13 protein-coding genes are annotated in these 16,392 nt (G+C 54.3%); 7 read left to right on the forward strand and 6 right to left on the reverse strand.

The genetic code is table 11. The features are described from left to right. Positions 1-3: 3 nt before the first annotated feature. The 3 genes from gsiA to FDW97_RS09895 form a co-directional block, all read right to left on the reverse strand. Positions 4-1,875 (reverse strand): glutathione ABC transporter ATP-binding protein GsiA, encoded by a 1,872-nt coding sequence (gene gsiA, locus FDW97_RS09885; protein ID WP_137350983.1) that lies wholly within the window; start codon positions 1,873-1,875, stop codon positions 4-6. Further along, complete coding sequence (iaaA, locus tag FDW97_RS09890) at positions 1,862-2,827, reverse strand: beta-aspartyl-peptidase (RefSeq protein WP_137350984.1); 966 nt, start codon at positions 2,825-2,827, stop codon at positions 1,862-1,864. Before iaaA ends, gsiA begins: the two co-directional genes overlap by 14 nt. A 189-nt stretch (positions 2,828-3,016) precedes the next feature. After that, positions 3,017-3,805: an aminoglycoside adenylyltransferase family protein gene (locus FDW97_RS09895; RefSeq protein ID WP_085047452.1), complete on the reverse strand. Its 789-nt coding sequence runs from the start codon at positions 3,803-3,805 to the stop codon at positions 3,017-3,019. 176 nt (positions 3,806-3,981) lie between these two features. Here FDW97_RS09895 and moeA point away from each other — a divergent pair, with 176 nt between their 5' ends. Further along, positions 3,982-5,217, forward strand: coding sequence for a molybdopterin molybdotransferase MoeA (moeA, locus tag FDW97_RS09900; RefSeq protein ID WP_137347390.1), 1,236 nt, complete (start codon positions 3,982-3,984; stop codon positions 5,215-5,217). Beyond that, positions 5,217-5,966, forward strand: coding sequence for a molybdopterin-synthase adenylyltransferase MoeB (gene moeB, locus FDW97_RS09905; protein WP_038639163.1), 750 nt, complete (start codon positions 5,217-5,219; stop codon positions 5,964-5,966). Before moeA ends, moeB begins: the two co-directional genes overlap by 1 nt. Before the next feature lie 48 nt (positions 5,967-6,014). Here moeB and FDW97_RS09910 read toward each other — a convergent pair whose 3' ends face one another. Continuing rightward, positions 6,015-6,956 (reverse strand): Rpn family recombination-promoting nuclease/putative transposase, encoded by a 942-nt coding sequence (locus FDW97_RS09910; protein ID WP_087857586.1) that lies wholly within the window; start codon positions 6,954-6,956, stop codon positions 6,015-6,017. A gap of 174 nt (positions 6,957-7,130) precedes the next feature. Next, positions 7,131-7,793: a fructose-6-phosphate aldolase gene (gene fsa, locus FDW97_RS09915; RefSeq protein WP_087857587.1), complete on the reverse strand. Its 663-nt coding sequence runs from the start codon at positions 7,791-7,793 to the stop codon at positions 7,131-7,133. 132 nt (positions 7,794-7,925) lie between these two features. Here fsa and FDW97_RS09920 point away from each other — a divergent pair, with 132 nt between their 5' ends. The 4 genes from FDW97_RS09920 (at position 7,926) to FDW97_RS09935 (ending at position 13,715) form a co-directional block, all read left to right on the forward strand. Beyond that, complete coding sequence (locus FDW97_RS09920) at positions 7,926-8,825, forward strand: glycyl-radical enzyme activating protein (protein ID WP_137350985.1); 900 nt, start codon at positions 7,926-7,928, stop codon at positions 8,823-8,825. Between the two features lie 5 nt (positions 8,826-8,830). Further along, entirely contained in the window at positions 8,831-11,263 is a 2,433-nt protein-coding gene (locus tag FDW97_RS09925) for a glycyl radical protein (protein WP_137350986.1), read from the forward strand. A 222-nt stretch (positions 11,264-11,485) separates the two neighbouring features. Continuing rightward, the gene (locus tag FDW97_RS09930) at positions 11,486-12,298 is read left to right on the forward strand and encodes a Cof-type HAD-IIB family hydrolase (protein ID WP_038639148.1); all 813 of its coding nucleotides are present in this window, start codon (positions 11,486-11,488) and stop codon (positions 12,296-12,298) included. 154 nt (positions 12,299-12,452) lie between these two features. Continuing rightward, on the forward strand, positions 12,453-13,715 hold the full coding sequence (locus tag FDW97_RS09935; protein ID WP_137350987.1) for a DUF1479 domain-containing protein: 1,263 nt from the start codon (positions 12,453-12,455) through the stop codon (positions 13,713-13,715). Here FDW97_RS09935 and FDW97_RS09940 read toward each other — a convergent pair. Next, on the reverse strand, positions 13,712-14,785 hold the full coding sequence (locus FDW97_RS09940; protein WP_137347385.1) for a LacI family DNA-binding transcriptional regulator: 1,074 nt from the start codon (positions 14,783-14,785) through the stop codon (positions 13,712-13,714). The genes FDW97_RS09935 and FDW97_RS09940 overlap by 4 nt on opposite strands. A gap of 288 nt (positions 14,786-15,073) precedes the next feature. Here FDW97_RS09940 and FDW97_RS09945 point away from each other — a divergent pair, with 288 nt between their 5' ends. Further along, positions 15,074-16,375, forward strand: coding sequence for an MFS transporter (locus FDW97_RS09945; protein WP_121528808.1), 1,302 nt, complete (start codon positions 15,074-15,076; stop codon positions 16,373-16,375). The last annotated feature ends 17 nt before the right edge of the window (positions 16,376-16,392 follow it).

Below are 16,392 nucleotides of genomic sequence, written 5' to 3' on the forward strand. Positions count from 1 at the left end.
CTGTTATAAACGCGAAAGCGCATTTTCTGGTTGTGGACGCGCGACATAATGCCCCGGGCCAACTAACTGTAGTGACACGGGGGAAATCTCTTCGCCGCGCTTGCGGATATTGCTGGGGATATCATCCGATAACAGCACGCGCTGGGGCCGATGATGTGATGGATCGGCAACCGGTACTGCCGCCATCAGTTTGCGCGTATACGGATGCTGTGGATTTTCAAATACCGCCCGCCGGGTGCCGATCTCGACAATCTGCCCCAGATACATCACCGCCACACGGTGACTGATCCGCTCCACTACCGCCATATCGTGGGAAATAAACAGATATGCGATCCCCATTTCGCGCTGCAGGTCGAGCAACAAGTTGATAATTTGCCCACGAATCGAGACATCCAGCGCCGAGACCGACTCATCGGCAATAATTACCTTGGGATTGAGCGCCAGCGCCCGGGCAATGCAGATACGCTGACGCTGACCGCCGGAAAACTCGTGCGGATAGCGCCAGGCATGCTCAGGGAGCAATCCTACGCGCTCCAGCAGCCAGGCAACCCGTTTTGCCGCCGCATCACCTTGCAGTAATCCATGCACCCGTAACGGCTCTAAAATGGAATATCCCACCGTCTGGCGAGGATCGAGCGATGCATAAGGGTCCTGGAAGATGAACTGAATGTCCCGGCGCAGCGGCTGCAGTTTGCTGGCGGCGAGGGTATCAATCCGCTGTCCGTTGAAGATGATCTCTCCACGCTGAGACTCAACCAGGCGCAGCAACGCCCGTCCTGTGGTGGACTTGCCGCAGCCCGACTCGCCCACCAGCGAGAGCGTTTCTCCCGGCCACAGGTCAAAGCTGACGTTTTCCACCGCATGCACCTCACGGGTTACCCGGTTAAGAAGGCCGCTGCGCAGAGGAAAACGCGTCACCAGATTGCGTACCCGTAGGATAGGCTCGCCTTCAACCACGGTGTCCTGCTCGGTTTGCGGTTCAACATGACTGGGATCGTGTAAAGAAATAAGTGGGAAACGGCGCGGATACTCTTGTCCGCTCATGGCGCCAAGCTGCGGTACGGCTGCCAGCAACGCTTTAGTATAGGGATGCTGGGGAGCATGAAAGATCTGCTCAACGCTGCCGGTTTCAACCGCCTCACCCTGATACATTACCAGCACACGGTCGGCAATATCCGCCACCACACCCATATCGTGGGTAATAAAGATCACCCCCATCGACATATCCTGCTGCAACACTTTTATGAGTTGCAGGATCTGCGCCTGAATAGTGACATCCAGCGCGGTGGTCGGCTCATCGGCAATCAGCACCGCAGGGCGGCACGACAGCGCCATGGCGATCATCACGCGCTGGCGCATGCCGCCGGAAAGCTGGTGCGGATAACGCGATAAAATCGCCTTCGCCTCAGGAATACGGACCTGATCGAGCATCCGTTTAGCTTCCAGCATCGCCTCTTCATGACTGGCCCCCTGGTGTAAACGGATAGACTCAGCAATCTGCTCACCCACGGTAAACACCGGATTTAGCGATGTCATCGGCTCCTGAAAGATCATCGCGATATCCGCGCCGCGCACGTGGCGCATCTGTGATGCGCTCTGTTCACCCAGCTCAATAACCTGGCGGTTGCGGCGTCGGAGGAGCATTTCATCACAGCTCACCTCGCCGCCAGCCTGTTCTATCAGACGCATCAGCGACAAAGCCGTGACCGACTTTCCTGAACCGGACTCGCCAACTATCGCCAGCGTTTCGCCACGCTTCAGACGAAATGACAGATTACGCACCGCACTTACGCGCTGCTGTTCCTGTTCAAAGGCAATGTTCAGGTTACTCACTGCCAGCACGTCACTGACGTCAAGCTCATCACTGTGTGGCAACGGTATCTCCTTTTTCCCGATAAATACCGGTGGTTGGCGTATCGCCCGCGTATCCCCAGGCACGGTACATGCCTTCAATGTTAAACGGTAAGGCGACATTGCCCTCATGATCGATAGCAATTAAGCCGCCACTGCCGCCCAACGCCGGTAATTTTTCCATCACCACACGCTCGCACGCCTCAGATAAACTCAGGCCGCCATAATCCATCAATGCCGCAATGTCATAAGCCGCCAGCGCACGAATAAAGACTTCTCCAGTTCCGGTGCAGGAAACCGCCACGTTTGCGTTATTGGCATAACAGCCTGCGCCAACCAGTGGACTGTCACCCACCCGGCCCGGCAATTTGTTGGTCATCCCGCCGGTCGATGTCGCCGCCGCCAGATTACCAGACATATCCAGCGCAACCGCCCCCACGGTACCCATTTTGTTGTTCTCATCCAGTGGGGTAGCGTTATGATCCAGCACCATTTCACCCGCCGTTCGCGCCGCCAGCAGTTGAGCGTAGCGTTCTGGCGTCGAGAAAATATCCGCCGAAACGCGCTCCATACCCTGCGCAATGGCAAAATTCTCTGCCCCCTCACCTATCATCATGACGTGTGGGCTGTGTTCCATCACCAGGCGTGCCGCGAGAACTGGATTTCGCAGATGACTGACTCCCGCGACGGCTCCCGCTTTCAGGGTATTACCGTCCATCACGCAGGCGTCCAGCTCATGGGTTTCATCACGGGTATATACTGCGCCAATTCCGGCATTAAACAGCGGGCACTCTTCCAGCAGACGCACGGCCTCGGTCACCACATCCAGTGCGCTACGCCCCTCTTCGAGCATCCGCTGACCGGTTTCGACAACATCTGACAGCGCCTGTATATAACGCAACTCCTGCTCCTGGCTCAGCTGTGCACGGGTAATAGCCCCGGCGCCGCCGTGAATTGCAATAACTGCTTTACCCATTTTTTCGTCCATTAAGGTGACCGGTTCCGGGGTTATAAATATCAGAATTTCGGTGACTTATTGATTCGATTTTTGAATATAGAAAGATGCAGACGTCATGTAAAGGTAAAGGCCTGCCTCTCATAATCGATGCTGTCAGGTCATTCAGATGGAGTTAACAGGAATGAATCCCCGACGACGTTGAATAACCTATTCAAGCAGATCGGTAATCTGTTTTTTTGCATGCCATACAAACCGTTGTACTGACGGCATGGATTCAGCCCAGTTCGTTTTGGCCACCCCCAGATATTCCGCACATGCAGCTTGCAGCGTGTCAGCATGCTCAACGGGCAATTTAGGCATGAGCCACGACGCGGCCTCATCCTTAGCGACAATATCGCCGGTCACGACGCTGTACCAGATACGCGCCAGAGCCAGAATAATATTGCGCTCATCACCCTCTAAATCTGCGGGTTCTTGCCACTGTTCAAGAGTATGTCGAAACGTTTTCAAGACATCATTGGCAGGAATGGCGTTGAAAAATATATCAGCGGGTTCACCGAACAACGGTACGCTGGCGCGCCGGGCCTGGGTCAGCAAAATGGCAAGATCAGCATCCGCCAGCGCCGGTTCAAACACGCCGGCGCCGATCTCCTCACGCAACCACTCGCCAAACTGCATTTCTCTTACGGGTGGGAATTGCCACGGTACGATCAGCGAGTACACAACAACGGTGACTTCCAGCGCGCGGTAACGTTCTGAGGTCCCGGGCGGCGCTGAAATGGTCAGCAATTCCCGCATCACGGTTTCTCTTAACCGGGCATCCATTGGTTCCCGTATGGTGACCAACAAATCAATGTCGCTGAGAGGTTTTAAACCGCTGTCGACAGCAGAACCATACAGATGAATAGCCACGAGATTCTCCTCGAAAAGCTGGCGGATGAGCGCACTGGCGGCATTCACCTGTCGTCGAATTGCGTCCGGAATAGGAGTAGCCATTTAGCCCCCTGGGGAAAAAGAGCGGAAATATTGAGTCTATACTGCTTTTTTCCTGTGGCGCTATCCTCTGGCATGAAACCTTGATCAGATCTGATTCTAAGCCTGAGGTAGCATACTGTCCGCGGCCATTTTCTGACATAATGGCCGGATTCGATTTTGCCCGCAGGAGTCTTCTCATGGAATTTACCGCCGGACTGATGCCGCTTGAAACGGCTCTCTCTCAGATGCTGTCGCGTATTACCCCGCTCACCGCCGTCGAAACGCTGCCGCTGGTTCAATGCTTTGGCCGCATTCTGGCCGCCGACGTCGTTTCCCCCATTGATGTACCAGGATTCGATAATTCGGCAATGGATGGCTATGCGGTGCGATTAGACGATTTACGCTCGGGTCTGCCGCTTGCGGTAGCAGGCAAAGCCTTTGCCGGACAGCCTTTTCACGGCGAATGGCCCGCGGGGACCTGTATCCGCATCATGACCGGTGCCCCGGTGCCTGCCGGTTGTGAAGCGGTGGTCATGCAGGAACAAACGGAACAAACCGATGACGGTGTACGTTTTACCGCCGAAGTCCGCGGCGGACAAAATATTCGTCTGCGCGGTGAAGATATTGCAAACGGTGCAGTCGTCTTCCCCGCCGGGACTCGCCTGACAACCGCCGAGCTCCCGGTTCTGGCTTCGCTCGGTATTGCTGATGTGCCTGTTGTGCGCAAAGTCCGGGTGGCGTTGTTCTCCACCGGTGATGAACTGCAACTGCCGGGTCAACCGCTGGGCGACGGACAGATTTATGACACCAACCGTCTGGCCGTTCACCTGATGCTGCAACAGTTGGGCTGCGAGGTGATCAACCTTGGGATTATTCGCGACGATCCCAACGCGCTACGCGCGGCGTTTATTGAAGCCGACAGCCAGGCCGATGTCGTTATCAGCTCCGGTGGCGTTTCTGTCGGTGAAGCGGATTACACCAAAACCATTCTGGAGGAACTGGGAGAAATTGCCTTCTGGAAGCTGGCCATCAAACCGGGCAAACCGTTCGCCTTTGGCAAACTAAGCAACAGTTGGTTTTGCGGCCTGCCGGGTAACCCGGTGTCAGCAGCCCTCACCTTTTATCAACTGGTGCAACCAATGCTGGCGAAGCTTAGCGGCAACACGGGCTGTGGGTTGCCTCCTCGTCAACGCGTACGCACCGCGTCACGTCTGAAGAAAACGCCAGGCCGTCTGGATTTTCAACGTGGCGTATTGCAGCGCACCGCAGAAGGCGAACTGGAAGTCACCACCACCGGACACCAGGGTTCGCATATTTTTAGCTCCTTTAGCCTCGGCAACTGTTTTATCGTGCTGGAACGCGATCGTGGTAACGTTGAAGCCGGAGAGTGGGTTGAAGTCGAGCCGTTTAACGCGCTGTTTGGAGGTCTGTAATGGCGGAACTCAGCGACCAGGAGATGATGCGCTATAACCGGCAAATCATTCTGCGCGGCTTCGATTTTGAAGGTCAAGAAGCGCTGAAGGAGGCGCGGGTACTGGTCGTTGGTCTGGGGGGACTTGGCTGCGCCGCGACCCAATACCTGGCTGGCGCTGGCGTCGGGCATTTAACGTTGCTCGACTTTGACACCGTTTCCGTGTCGAACCTCCAGCGTCAGACGCTGCACAGCGATGCAACCGTAGGGCAACCGAAAGTGCTATCCGCCCGCGACGCGCTGGCGCGGATTAATCCTTATATCGCCATTACGCCAGTGAATGCGCTGCTGGATGATAGCGAAATTCACGCGCTGATCGCCAAACACGATTTGGTGCTGGACTGTACGGATAACGTCAGCATCCGCAATCAGCTTAATGCCGGATGCTTTAGCGCAAAGGTTCCGCTGGTTTCCGGGGCGGCAATTCGCATGGAAGGACAAATTACCGTCTTTACCTATCAGGAAGGCGAACCTTGCTACCGTTGCCTGAGCCGCCTGTTCGGTGAAAATGCCCTCACCTGCGTGGAAGCTGGCGTAATGGCTCCGCTAATCGGCGTGATCGGCTCATTACAGGCCATGGAAGCCATTAAATTATTGGCAAACTACGGTAAACCCGCATCTGGAAAAATCGTCATGTACGACGCCATGACCTGCCAGTTTCGCGAAATGAAGCTGATGCGTAACCCGGGATGTGAGGTGTGCGGGCAGTAACGGTAAGCCCCGGCGGCATTTATTTTCCGGGGCTGTATTAACATACATTCAATGCGTCAAAGATTTAATATCTTCCTCAGATAGCCCGGTGATTCTCACGATAAGCTCCCGTGGGAGACCATCGGCCAGCATTGAGTGGGCAATGCGCTGCGCTTCCTCGCGACGACCTTCAGCTAAACCTTTTTCATGACCGCGCTCCATGCCTTTCCGTAGCCCCTTTCGCTCCCCTGCCCTACGTATTTTTTCAACAATATTCATTGTACTCTCCTTGTGTTCGGGTACCTGCTGCGCCAGCTTACGCATAAATCGCCCAAAGCGCGGTTTGTGACCATGCTGGATTAGCAGATAATTAAACAGCGCTTTTAGCTGGCTGTCATTAGCACTTCCTGTAACCAGCAGCGTAGCCAGATTGTCCACCAGTACTACTAAATCGCGCTGGCGAATATGCTTTTGAATCAATTCCAGCAGTGCGATACGCCGGTGCTGCATAATTTCTTCATCCGGGATCACGGTAATATCCACCAATGGAAATGCCGACAAATAAAGCTGGCGCGCCAGGAGCGGATTATCAAACTCATCCAGCCAGCATAAAGAGAAGGGATAAGGCGTATCGACGCCATGATAAAACAACATCGGCACGACTAACGGTAAGCGGGTATGCCCGGCGTCAAGGTGGCTTTGCATTGCCGCTATCGCATAACGCATCAGGCGAAACGACATATGCACATCAGGACGACTTTGATGTTCAATCACGACATAGATATAACCCTCCCCTTCACTGGTTTTCATCGACCAAAGCACATCTGAATAATATGCGCGTAAGTTTTCTTCAATAAAACTGGTAGGTTGCAGTTCTAACGTCGCCAGATCGCAAAGCGCCCGTAGCGTGGGAGGAAGATGAATTTCAATAAAATCACGGGCTGTGGCAGGGTATTTTAAAAATGTTTTAAACAGCGCATCGTGCGGTGTGGCTGTAGGTGTTTTTTTCATGGCGGTCCGTCACCTGATAAACATGATGACGTGAATGTACCCGTCGCGATGACGGGTAGCATGCAGGCTTTACCGGTTTTACGAGGGGGATTCGCAGTTTATTGCTCTTAACTGCAACAGATTCATTTTAACGGAATCACCTACGCAAATATGCCGGAGTAATCCGACCTAAAACTAGATCGACGTCCGTCCAAACGCCCCCTGCCAGTCCTGCTCAAACTTCACAATCGCCGCATCCACAGCCGGAGAGGTCATAAACTGCTGCGCCACGTCCAGCGGCAGCGTGATGGACTCGCAGCCTGCCAGCAGGCAATCCAGCGCCTGACGCGGCGTTTTGAAGCTGGCTGCCAGTACTTTGGCGTGCGGCGCATGCATGTTCAGTAAGGTTTGCAGTTCGGTCACCGTCTGAATACCATCTCCCCCCTGCGCATCCACGCGGTTTACGTATGGCGCAACATATTCCGCTCCCGCCAGCGCCGCTAACAGCCCTTGAGCAGCACCGTATACCGCGGTACCCAGCGTCGGGATCCCTTCTTCTTTCAATAGTTTAATTGCCGCCAGACCTTCTGCCGTCACCGGTACTTTGACCACGATATCCGCGATAATTGCCCGCAGTTTACGCGCATCATTGACCATACCTTCGGCGGTCGTCGCCATCACCTGCGCAAACAGACGGCCTTGTCCTCCCATCGCTTCCTGCAGTTGCGGCAGCAACACTTCCAGCCTCTCTTTACCAGCCGCCACAATGCTCGGGTTAGTGGTCACCCCAGCCAACGGCAAAACACGCGCCAGAGCTTTGACAGCGGCAACATCAGACGTATCTAAATAGAGTTCCATAACCTTTCCTCAAACGAATAATTAGCATGAATAAAAGGTAGCACGGCGAAACCTCACGGTTAGTTGACGCACGTCAATATAACTTTCATTCGAAAGTAATTTAATCTTTATACGAAAGAAAAGAGGCCGCTTATGATTTTCAATATCCAGCGCTATTCCACGCATGATGGTCCCGGTATCCGTACCGTGGTGTTCCTTAAGGGATGCTCCCTGGGCTGTCGTTGGTGTCAGAATCCGGAAAGCCGCGCCCGCACACAGGACCTGCTCTACGACGCACGTTTGTGTCTCGACGGTTGCGATCTCTGTGCTCAGGCGGCACCTGCGGTGATTGAGCGAGCGCTGAGCGGTCTGCTTATTCATCGCGAAAAACTGACCGATGACGCTTTCGCCGCCCTGACGGACTGCTGTCCAACCCAGGCGTTGACCGTCTGCGGAGAGGTAAAAAGCGTGGACGACATCATGGCGACCGTACTGCGTGATAAACCGTTTTACGATCGTAGCGGTGGCGGGCTCACCCTCTCCGGTGGCGAACCGTTTATGCAGCCAGACCTGGCGGCAGAATTATTCAAGGCCAGCCACGATGCGGGCATTCATACGGCGGTCGAAACCTGTCTACATGTGCCGTGGAAGTATATCGAGCCGTCATTACCTTACGTTGATCTGTTCCTGGCTGATTTAAAACATGTCGCCGACGCGCCGTTTAAGCAGTGGACCGATGGCAGTGCCTCTCGTGTATTAGACAATCTGAAAAAATTGGCCGCTGCGGGTAAAAAAATGATTATCCGCGTACCGCTGATTCAGGGTTTCAACGCTGACGAAGCCGCCATCCAGGCTATTACCGATTTTGCTGCCGACGAGCTTCACGTCGGTGAGATCCATTTTTTGCCCTATCACACCCTGGGCATCAATAAATACCACTTACTCAGTCACCCCTACAACGCACCGGATAAACCGCTTGAGGCGCCTGCCCTGCTCGAATTTGCTCAGCAGTATGCCCGCCATAAAGGTTTAACCGCGACCCTACGAGGATAATCGCCATGACCACTCTGAAACTGGACACACTCAGCGACCGTATCAAAGCGCATAAAACAGCCCTGATCCACATCGTGAAGCCGCCGGTTTGCACCGAGCGCGCCCAGCACTATACCGAGATGTATCAACAACATCTGGATAAGCCGATCCCGGTACGCCGCGCGCTGGCGCTGGCCCATCATCTGGCGGAACGTACTATCTGGATCAAGCATGACGAACTGATTATCGGCAACCAGGCGAGCGAAGTGCGCGCTGCACCGATCTTCCCGGAATACACCGTCTCCTGGATTGAAAAAGAGATCGATGACCTCGCCGACAGGCCGGGCGCTGGCTTTTCGGTAAGTGAAGAGAACAAACGCGTATTGCACGAGGTGTGCCCGTGGTGGCGCGGCCAGACCGTACAGGATCGCTGCTACGGGATGTTTACCGATGAGCAGAAAGGTCTGCTGGAAACCGGCATTATCAAAGCCGAAGGCAATATGACTTCCGGCGACGCACACCTGGCGGTGAACTTCCCGCTGCTGCTGGAAAAAGGTCTCGACGGCCTGCGCCACAAAGTCGATGAACGTCGCTCCCGCATCAATCTGACTTGTCTGGAAGACCTCCATGGCGATCAGTTTCTGAAAGCGATTGATATCGTGCTGGAGGCCGTCAGTCTGCATATTGAGCGCTTTGCCGCTCTGGCACGTAAAATGGCATCCTCGGAGACCCGCGCCAGCCGTCGCGAGGAACTGCTGGCCATGGCGGAAAACTGTGATGTGATTGCCCATGAACCGCCAAAAACGTTCTGGCAGGCGCTGCAGTTGTGCTACTTCATCCAGTTGATCCTGCAAATTGAATCCAACGGTCACTCGGTGTCGTTTGGTCGTATGGATCAATACCTCTATCCGTTCTATCGTCGTGACGTTGAACTGAACCAGAGTCTTGATCGTGAGCACGCCATTGAGCTGCTGCACAGCTGCTGGCTGAAGCTGCTGGAAGTAAACAAAATCCGCTCCGGCTCCCACTCCAAAGCATCGGCAGGTAGCCCGCTGTATCAGAACGTGACCATTGGCGGACAGAATCTGGTTAACGGTCAGGCGGTGGATGCCGTCAACCCGCTCTCCTACGCCATTCTCGAATCCTGCGGCCGCCTGCGCTCTACTCAGCCTAACCTGAGCGTGCGCTATCATGCGGGGATGAGTGACGATTTCCTTGATGCCTGTGTGCAGGTCATTCGCTGCGGCTTCGGGATGCCAGCCTTTAACAACGATGAAATCGTCATACCTGAATTTATCAAGCTTGGCATTGAACCGCAGGATGCCTACGACTATGCGGCCATTGGTTGCATCGAAACCGCCGTTGGCGGCAAATGGGGCTATCGTTGTACCGGTATGAGCTTTATTAACTTTGCCCGTGTGATGCTGGCGGCGCTGGAAGGCGGACGCGATGCCACCAGCGGCAAGGTCTTCCTGCCGCAGGAAAAAGCGCTCTCGGCCGGCAATTTCAACAATTTCGATGAAGTGATGGACGCCTGGGATACACAGATTCGCTACTACACGCGTAAATCCATCGAAATCGAGTATGTCGTCGACACCATGCTGGAAGAGAACGTACACGATATTCTCTGTTCGGCGCTGGTAGACGACTGTATCGAACGCGCGAAAAGCATTAAGCAAGGCGGCGCGAAGTATGACTGGGTATCGGGTTTGCAGGTGGGTATTGCCAACCTCGGCAACAGCCTGGCGGCTGTGAAGAAACTGGTCTTCGATCAAGGCGCTATCGGCCAGCAGCAATTAGCTGCGGCACTGGCTGATGATTTTGACGGTCTGACTCACGAGCAATTACGCCAACGACTGATCAACGGCGCGCCGAAGTACGGTAACGATGACGATTCCGTTGATACGCTGCTGGCCCGCGCTTATCAGACCTATATTGATGAACTGAAACAGTACCATAATCCACGTTATGGTCGCGGTCCGGTTGGCGGCAATTACTACGCCGGGACCTCTTCTATCTCCGCCAACGTGCCGTTTGGCGCGGCAACCATGGCAACGCCGGATGGCCGTAAAGCTCACACCCCGCTGGCTGAAGGCGCAAGTCCGGCTTCCGGGACGGACCATCTCGGCCCGACGGCGGTGATTGGCTCGGTGGGTAAACTGCCGACCGGCTCCATTCTCGGCGGCGTGTTGTTAAACCAGAAGCTGAATCCGGCCACGCTGGAGAATGAATCAGATAAACAAAAGCTGATGATCCTGCTGCGCACCTTCTTTGAAGAGCACAAAGGCTGGCATATTCAGTACAACATTGTGTCCCGTGAAACGCTGCTGGAAGCAAAAAAACACCCGGATCAATACCGTGACCTGGTGGTGCGTGTCGCAGGCTATTCCGCCTTCTTCACTGCCCTGTCTCCGGATGCGCAGGACGATATCATCGCGCGTACTGAGCATATGCTGTAAGCAATATTGTAGGCCGGATAAGGTGTTCACGCCGCCATCCGGCACGCTACCCTCCCCATTGCCGGATGCGCTGACGCTTATCCGGCCTACAACTGCTCTCCCCTTAGCCGGGTAAGGCGAAGCTGCCACCCGGCCTTTTACTTTCATTCGAAATTAAATTTGTGCTTCAGGTCACATTGTTATTAGAATGTTTCTGGTCGCAGTTATGAGCCAGGAGCAAGTATGACCATCAAAGTTATCGTCACCGATATGGACGGAACTTTTCTCGACGACGCCAAGAAATACGATCGTGCACGTTTTATGGCGCAGTATCAGGAACTGAAAAAACGAGATATTGAATTTGTCGTGGCCAGCGGCAACCAGTATTTCCAGCTGATCTCCTTTTTCCCGGAGCTTAAAGACGAAATATCGTTTGTCGCTGAGAATGGCGCGCTGGTTTATGAGCATGGCAAACAGCTGTTTCACGGCGAGCTTACCCGTCACGAATCACGCATTGTTATTGGCGAACTCCTCAAAGACAAGCAGCTCAATTTTGTTGCCTGTGGTCTGCAAAGCGCCTACGTCAGTGAGAATGCTCCTGAGTCTTTCGTGGCATTGATGTCGAAACACTACCATCGCCTGAAACCGGTGAAGGATTATCAGGACATTGATGATGTGCTGTTTAAGTTTTCACTGAACTTACCCGACCAACAAATCCCGTTGGTTATCGATCACCTGCATACCGCTCTGGATGGCATAATGAAGCCCGTCACCAGCGGCTTTGGGTTTATCGATTTGATTATTCCGGGCTTACATAAAGCCAACGGTATCAGCCGCCTGCTGAAACGCTGGAACCTGTCTCCACAAAACGTCGTCGCCATTGGCGATAGCGGCAACGATGCAGAAATGTTGAAAATGGCGCATTACTCTTTCGCCATGGCCAATGCGGCAGAGAGCATCAAAGCGATTGCCCGCTATCAGACCGATGACAATAACCATCAGGGCGCGCTGAATGTGATTCAGGCGGTGCTGGATAACACCTCTCCTTTTAACTAACGTCTAATCCTGCTAACCGGGGCGTGCTCCGGTTCTCACGCTTAATGCATTCCGTGCACACCATCAAGTTTTTAAACTTGCATTAACCTATTTTTAACTTATATTGCATGTGTAAGATAAATTAGTTTCGAATGAAAGTTAATGCGAGGTGGTTATGGCTTTTACGTTTACCAGCGACACATTGCCCGTCGATCACAAAGCGGCAATCCGTCAGATGAAACAGCAATTGCGGGCACAGCTTGGGGATGTTCAGTTGATTTTCAATCAGTTGAGCGATGCCATTGCCACTCGCGTGGCGGAAATCAACGCCCTCAAAGCGCAAGGTTCTCCGGTTTGGCCAACGTTGTCCTATGCGGATATCGAGGCGGGACGCGTAAACGCAGAGCAACGTGAAGAGATTAAGCGTCGCGGATGCGTGGTCATCAAGGGACATTTCCCCCGCGAACAGGCGCTGGCATGGGATCAGTCGATGCTCGATTACCTGGATCGAAACCATTTCGATGAGGTCTACAAAGGCCCCGGTGATAACTTCTTTGGCACCCTCAGCGCATCCCGACCGGAGATCTACCCCATCTACTGGTCCCAGGCGCAAATGCAGGCCCGTCAGAGCGAAGAAATGGCCAATGCGCAGTCATTCCTTAATCGTCTGTGGACGTTTACAAGCGAAGGGAAACAATGGTTTAACCCGGACATCAGCGTCATCTATCCTGACCGCATACGTCGTCGTCCGCCGGGAACAACGTCCAAAGGGCTGGGCGCGCATACGGATTCCGGCGCGCTGGAGCGCTGGCTTCTGCCGGCATATCAGCAGGTCTTTGCGAATGTTTTCAATGGCAAGCTGGAAGATTACGATCCATGGCAGGCGGCGCATCGCACAGAAGTTGAAGAGTACACGGTAGATAACACCACTAAATGTTCAGTATTTCGTACCTTCCAGGGCTGGACGGCACTCTCCGATATGTTGCCAGGTCAGGGATTGTTGCACGTAGTCCCGATTCCTGAAGCGATGGCCTATGTGCTATTACGTCCATTGCTTGACGATGTGCCGGAAGATGAGCTTTGCGGCGTCGCGCCCGGCAGAGTTCTGCCGATTTCCACGCAATGGCATCCGCTGCTGATAGAGGCGTTAACCAGTATTCCGCAACTGGACGCCGGAGACTCCGTCTGGTGGCATTGCGATGTGATCCACTCCGTCGCGCCGGTGGAAAATCAGCAGGGCTGGGGCAATGTGATGTATATCCCTGCCGCGCCGATGTGCGAAAAGAATCTGGCCTACGCCCACAAAGTGAAGGCCGCGCTGGAAAAAGGCGCGTCGCCGGGGGATTTCCCGCGCGAGGATTATGAAACTGGCTGGGAAGGACGCTTCACGCTGGAGGATTTGAATATCCACGGTAAACGCGCGCTGGGTATAGCTTAGCTGTCGTACAGTCCTTCCCGATCAACGGCGGTGCGTCGTTTCCCCTGACGTATCCGCCGTACTGATTCCCGTACGGCCAGCATGCCGTTAAGCAATAATGTCCCCACCGGCGCATCCGGGCGCATCAGCCGCTGCTGGAGCATATATACCGCTTCCGTTCCCAGTTCATCACGGGGAACATGCACTGCGGTTAAGGGTACATCCTGAATCGCCGCCAGATTAAAGCCGTCGATGCTCATGACAGAGACGTCCTGAGGTACGCGCAGGCCGTGTTTTTGCAGAGCACTGATGGTACCCGCCGCCATAAAATCGCCGCCAACTAAAAATGCAGTCGGCAGATCCTTACCCTGCCGCTCAATAAGCCAGGCATTTACCAGCTCCTCCGTTTCACGAGCGCTAAAGCTCGGCACCACCAGCAGATCGCGCAGGTCATTAAATTTCAGGTTGTGTGACTGCCACGCGTCGCGGATCCCCGACAGGCGCAGCTCCATAGTGTAGCGGCGCAGACACATTACATTCAGCACCTCCCGGTGCCCCATTTCGAACAGATATTCCGCCGCCCGTTCGCCAATGGCGCGGTGATCGGGCGTGACGGCGGGCAGGCGCATGTGCCGGTCCCGGCAGTTAATTAACATGCAGGGTTTAGCGACATCCACCGCCAGATCGTGGATATGAGGATCGTCGATACCGAGAAGAATGGCGGCCTGGGTGTCCGGCTCGTTCATTCGCGTCAGAAACAACTGCGCATCGCTATCATTCTCTTCCAGCGCGCAATAGCGCAGGCGAACCTCGTGGGATGCCAGGCCTTTACTCACGCTCTGGATCACGCGGTAGTAAAAGATGTCGGACCGCTCGTCAAACGCCCGCTGCGGCGCAAAAACCACCAGAGAGTTAAGCAGCAAACGCCCGGCCGCCATGCCGTCAATCACCCCCAGCTCCCGCGCGCATGCCAACACCTTTGCCCGTGCTTTCTCACTGGTGTTGGCCTTCCCCGCCAGCACGCGGGAAACCGTGCTGATAGAGAGCTGAGTACGGGCTGCGATTTCGGTAATTTTTAGCCTTTTGTCCATTTTGTGATCTGGCTCCATTTGCAAAATGAAAAAATTTTCATGGCGTATTTATCAGTAAATAACTGGCATGGGAGCCATCATGCCAAATGACTTACGTTATTTATGAGAAATTTTGCACAAAAACGACTATTTCCCGCTCATGTTCTCCCTTAAGGTGAACTTGTCACACCACTTCCATACTAGTTGTATATCAACTTACGTATTTAAAACGCATAGAAATCAAATACATAAAAATTTGTGTGACACCTGAACCTCCGTCCCCTTACCGTCCGTCTTGTGGAGAGTAAAATGAGTCAGGACATCAATAACACCGTTGCGACAAGCAACACCCGTCGCGTCATCAAGAACCTGCGCTGGTACATCCTGGTGCTGTTCTTACTTGGCGTCACCGTTAACTACATCACCCGAAACTCGTTAGGTATTCTCGCTCCGGAGTTGAAAGAGAGCCTCGGCATCACCACCGAGCAATACTCCTGGATCGTCGGCGCGTTTCAGATTGCCTACACCATTTTCCAGCCCCTGTGCGGCTGGCTGATCGACGTTATCGGCCTGAAGATTGGCTTTATGATCTGCGCCGCGATATGGGCGCTGATGTGTATTTTCCACGCGGGCGCCGGAAGTTGGCTACACCTGGCCATTCTTCGCTTCTTTATGGGAGCGACCGAAGCGGCTGCGACCCCGGCGAACGCCAAAACCATTGGCGAATGGTTCCCGAAATCAGAACGTCCTGTTGCCGCAGGTTGGGCGGGTGTGGGTTTCTCCATCGGCGCGATGCTGGCACCGCCTATCATCTACTTTGCTCACGCCTCGTTCGGCTGGCAGGGCGCGTTTATGTTTACCGGCGTGCTGGCGCTGCTATGGGTGATCCTGTGGTGGGCGTTCTACCACAATCCGGAACAGCACCCGAACCTGAGTAAGGACGAGCTGGCGTTTATTAAGCAGGATAACGAACCGCCAGCGGTCAAACTGCCCTTCCTGACTGCGCTGAAGACCGTCTCAAAAAACAAACGCTTCTACGGCATCGCCATCCCGGCCTTTATGGCGGAGCCCGCCTGGGCAGTACTGAGCTTCTGGGTGCCGCTGTACCTTGCCAAAGAGCACGGTATGGATTTGAAGCAGATTGCGATGTTTGCCTGGCTGCCGTTCCTCGCCGCCGACCTCGGTAGCGTGGTGAGTGGTTACCTGACGCGTCTGTATACCCGTCTGTTCGGCTGCTCCCGCGTTAACTCTGTGGTAGCAAGCTCCGTGACGGGCGCGTTCCTGATGATCTCTCTGGGCATCGTAGCCATCACCCGCGACCCGTATATCACCATCGTGCTGATCTCCATCGGCGGCTTCGGGCACCAGATCATCTCCTGCATGCTGAGCGCCCTGGTCGTGGAGTCGTTCGACAAAGGCCAGATGGCGACTGTCAACGGCATGCGCGGCTCTGCTGCGTGGATCGCCAGCTTCCTGTTCTCGCTGTTAATCGGCGTAACCGCCGACAAAATCGGCTTTAACCCGCTGTTTATTGCCATGGGCTTCTTTGACCTGATTGGCGCTGTCTTCCTGGTAGCATTTATTGCTGAACGTCGCGCTAAACGCGCCTGATAGTGGATGTATTACAT

It is taken from the genome of Citrobacter sp. wls708, from assembly GCF_005281255.1.
GTDB lineage: Bacteria > Pseudomonadota > Gammaproteobacteria > Enterobacterales > Enterobacteriaceae > Citrobacter > Citrobacter werkmanii.

Excerpts from the sequence above, each read along its gene's own strand:
- FDW97_RS09910 (WP_087857586.1), bottom strand. The coding sequence starts at position 6,956 with ATGAAAAAAACACCTACAGCCACACCGCACGATGCGCTGTTTAAAACA.
- fsa (WP_087857587.1), bottom strand. The coding sequence starts at position 7,793 with ATGGAACTCTATTTAGATACGTCTGATGTTGCCGCTGTCAAAGCTCTG.
- FDW97_RS09920 (WP_137350985.1), top strand. The coding sequence starts at position 7,926 with ATGATTTTCAATATCCAGCGCTATTCCACGCATGATGGTCCCGGTATC.
- FDW97_RS09945 (WP_121528808.1), top strand. The coding sequence starts at position 15,074 with ATGAGTCAGGACATCAATAACACCGTTGCGACAAGCAACACCCGTCGC.
- moeA (WP_137347390.1), top strand. The coding sequence starts at position 3,982 with ATGGAATTTACCGCCGGACTGATGCCGCTTGAAACGGCTCTCTCTCAG.
- iaaA (WP_137350984.1), bottom strand. The coding sequence starts at position 2,827 with ATGGGTAAAGCAGTTATTGCAATTCACGGCGGCGCCGGGGCTATTACC.
- moeB (WP_038639163.1), top strand. The coding sequence starts at position 5,217 with ATGGCGGAACTCAGCGACCAGGAGATGATGCGCTATAACCGGCAAATC.
- FDW97_RS09925 (WP_137350986.1), top strand. The coding sequence starts at position 8,831 with ATGACCACTCTGAAACTGGACACACTCAGCGACCGTATCAAAGCGCAT.
- FDW97_RS09930 (WP_038639148.1), top strand. The coding sequence starts at position 11,486 with ATGACCATCAAAGTTATCGTCACCGATATGGACGGAACTTTTCTCGAC.
- FDW97_RS09895 (WP_085047452.1), bottom strand. The coding sequence starts at position 3,805 with ATGGCTACTCCTATTCCGGACGCAATTCGACGACAGGTGAATGCCGCC.
- FDW97_RS09935 (WP_137350987.1), top strand. The coding sequence starts at position 12,453 with ATGGCTTTTACGTTTACCAGCGACACATTGCCCGTCGATCACAAAGCG.
- FDW97_RS09940 (WP_137347385.1), bottom strand. The coding sequence starts at position 14,785 with ATGGACAAAAGGCTAAAAATTACCGAAATCGCAGCCCGTACTCAGCTC.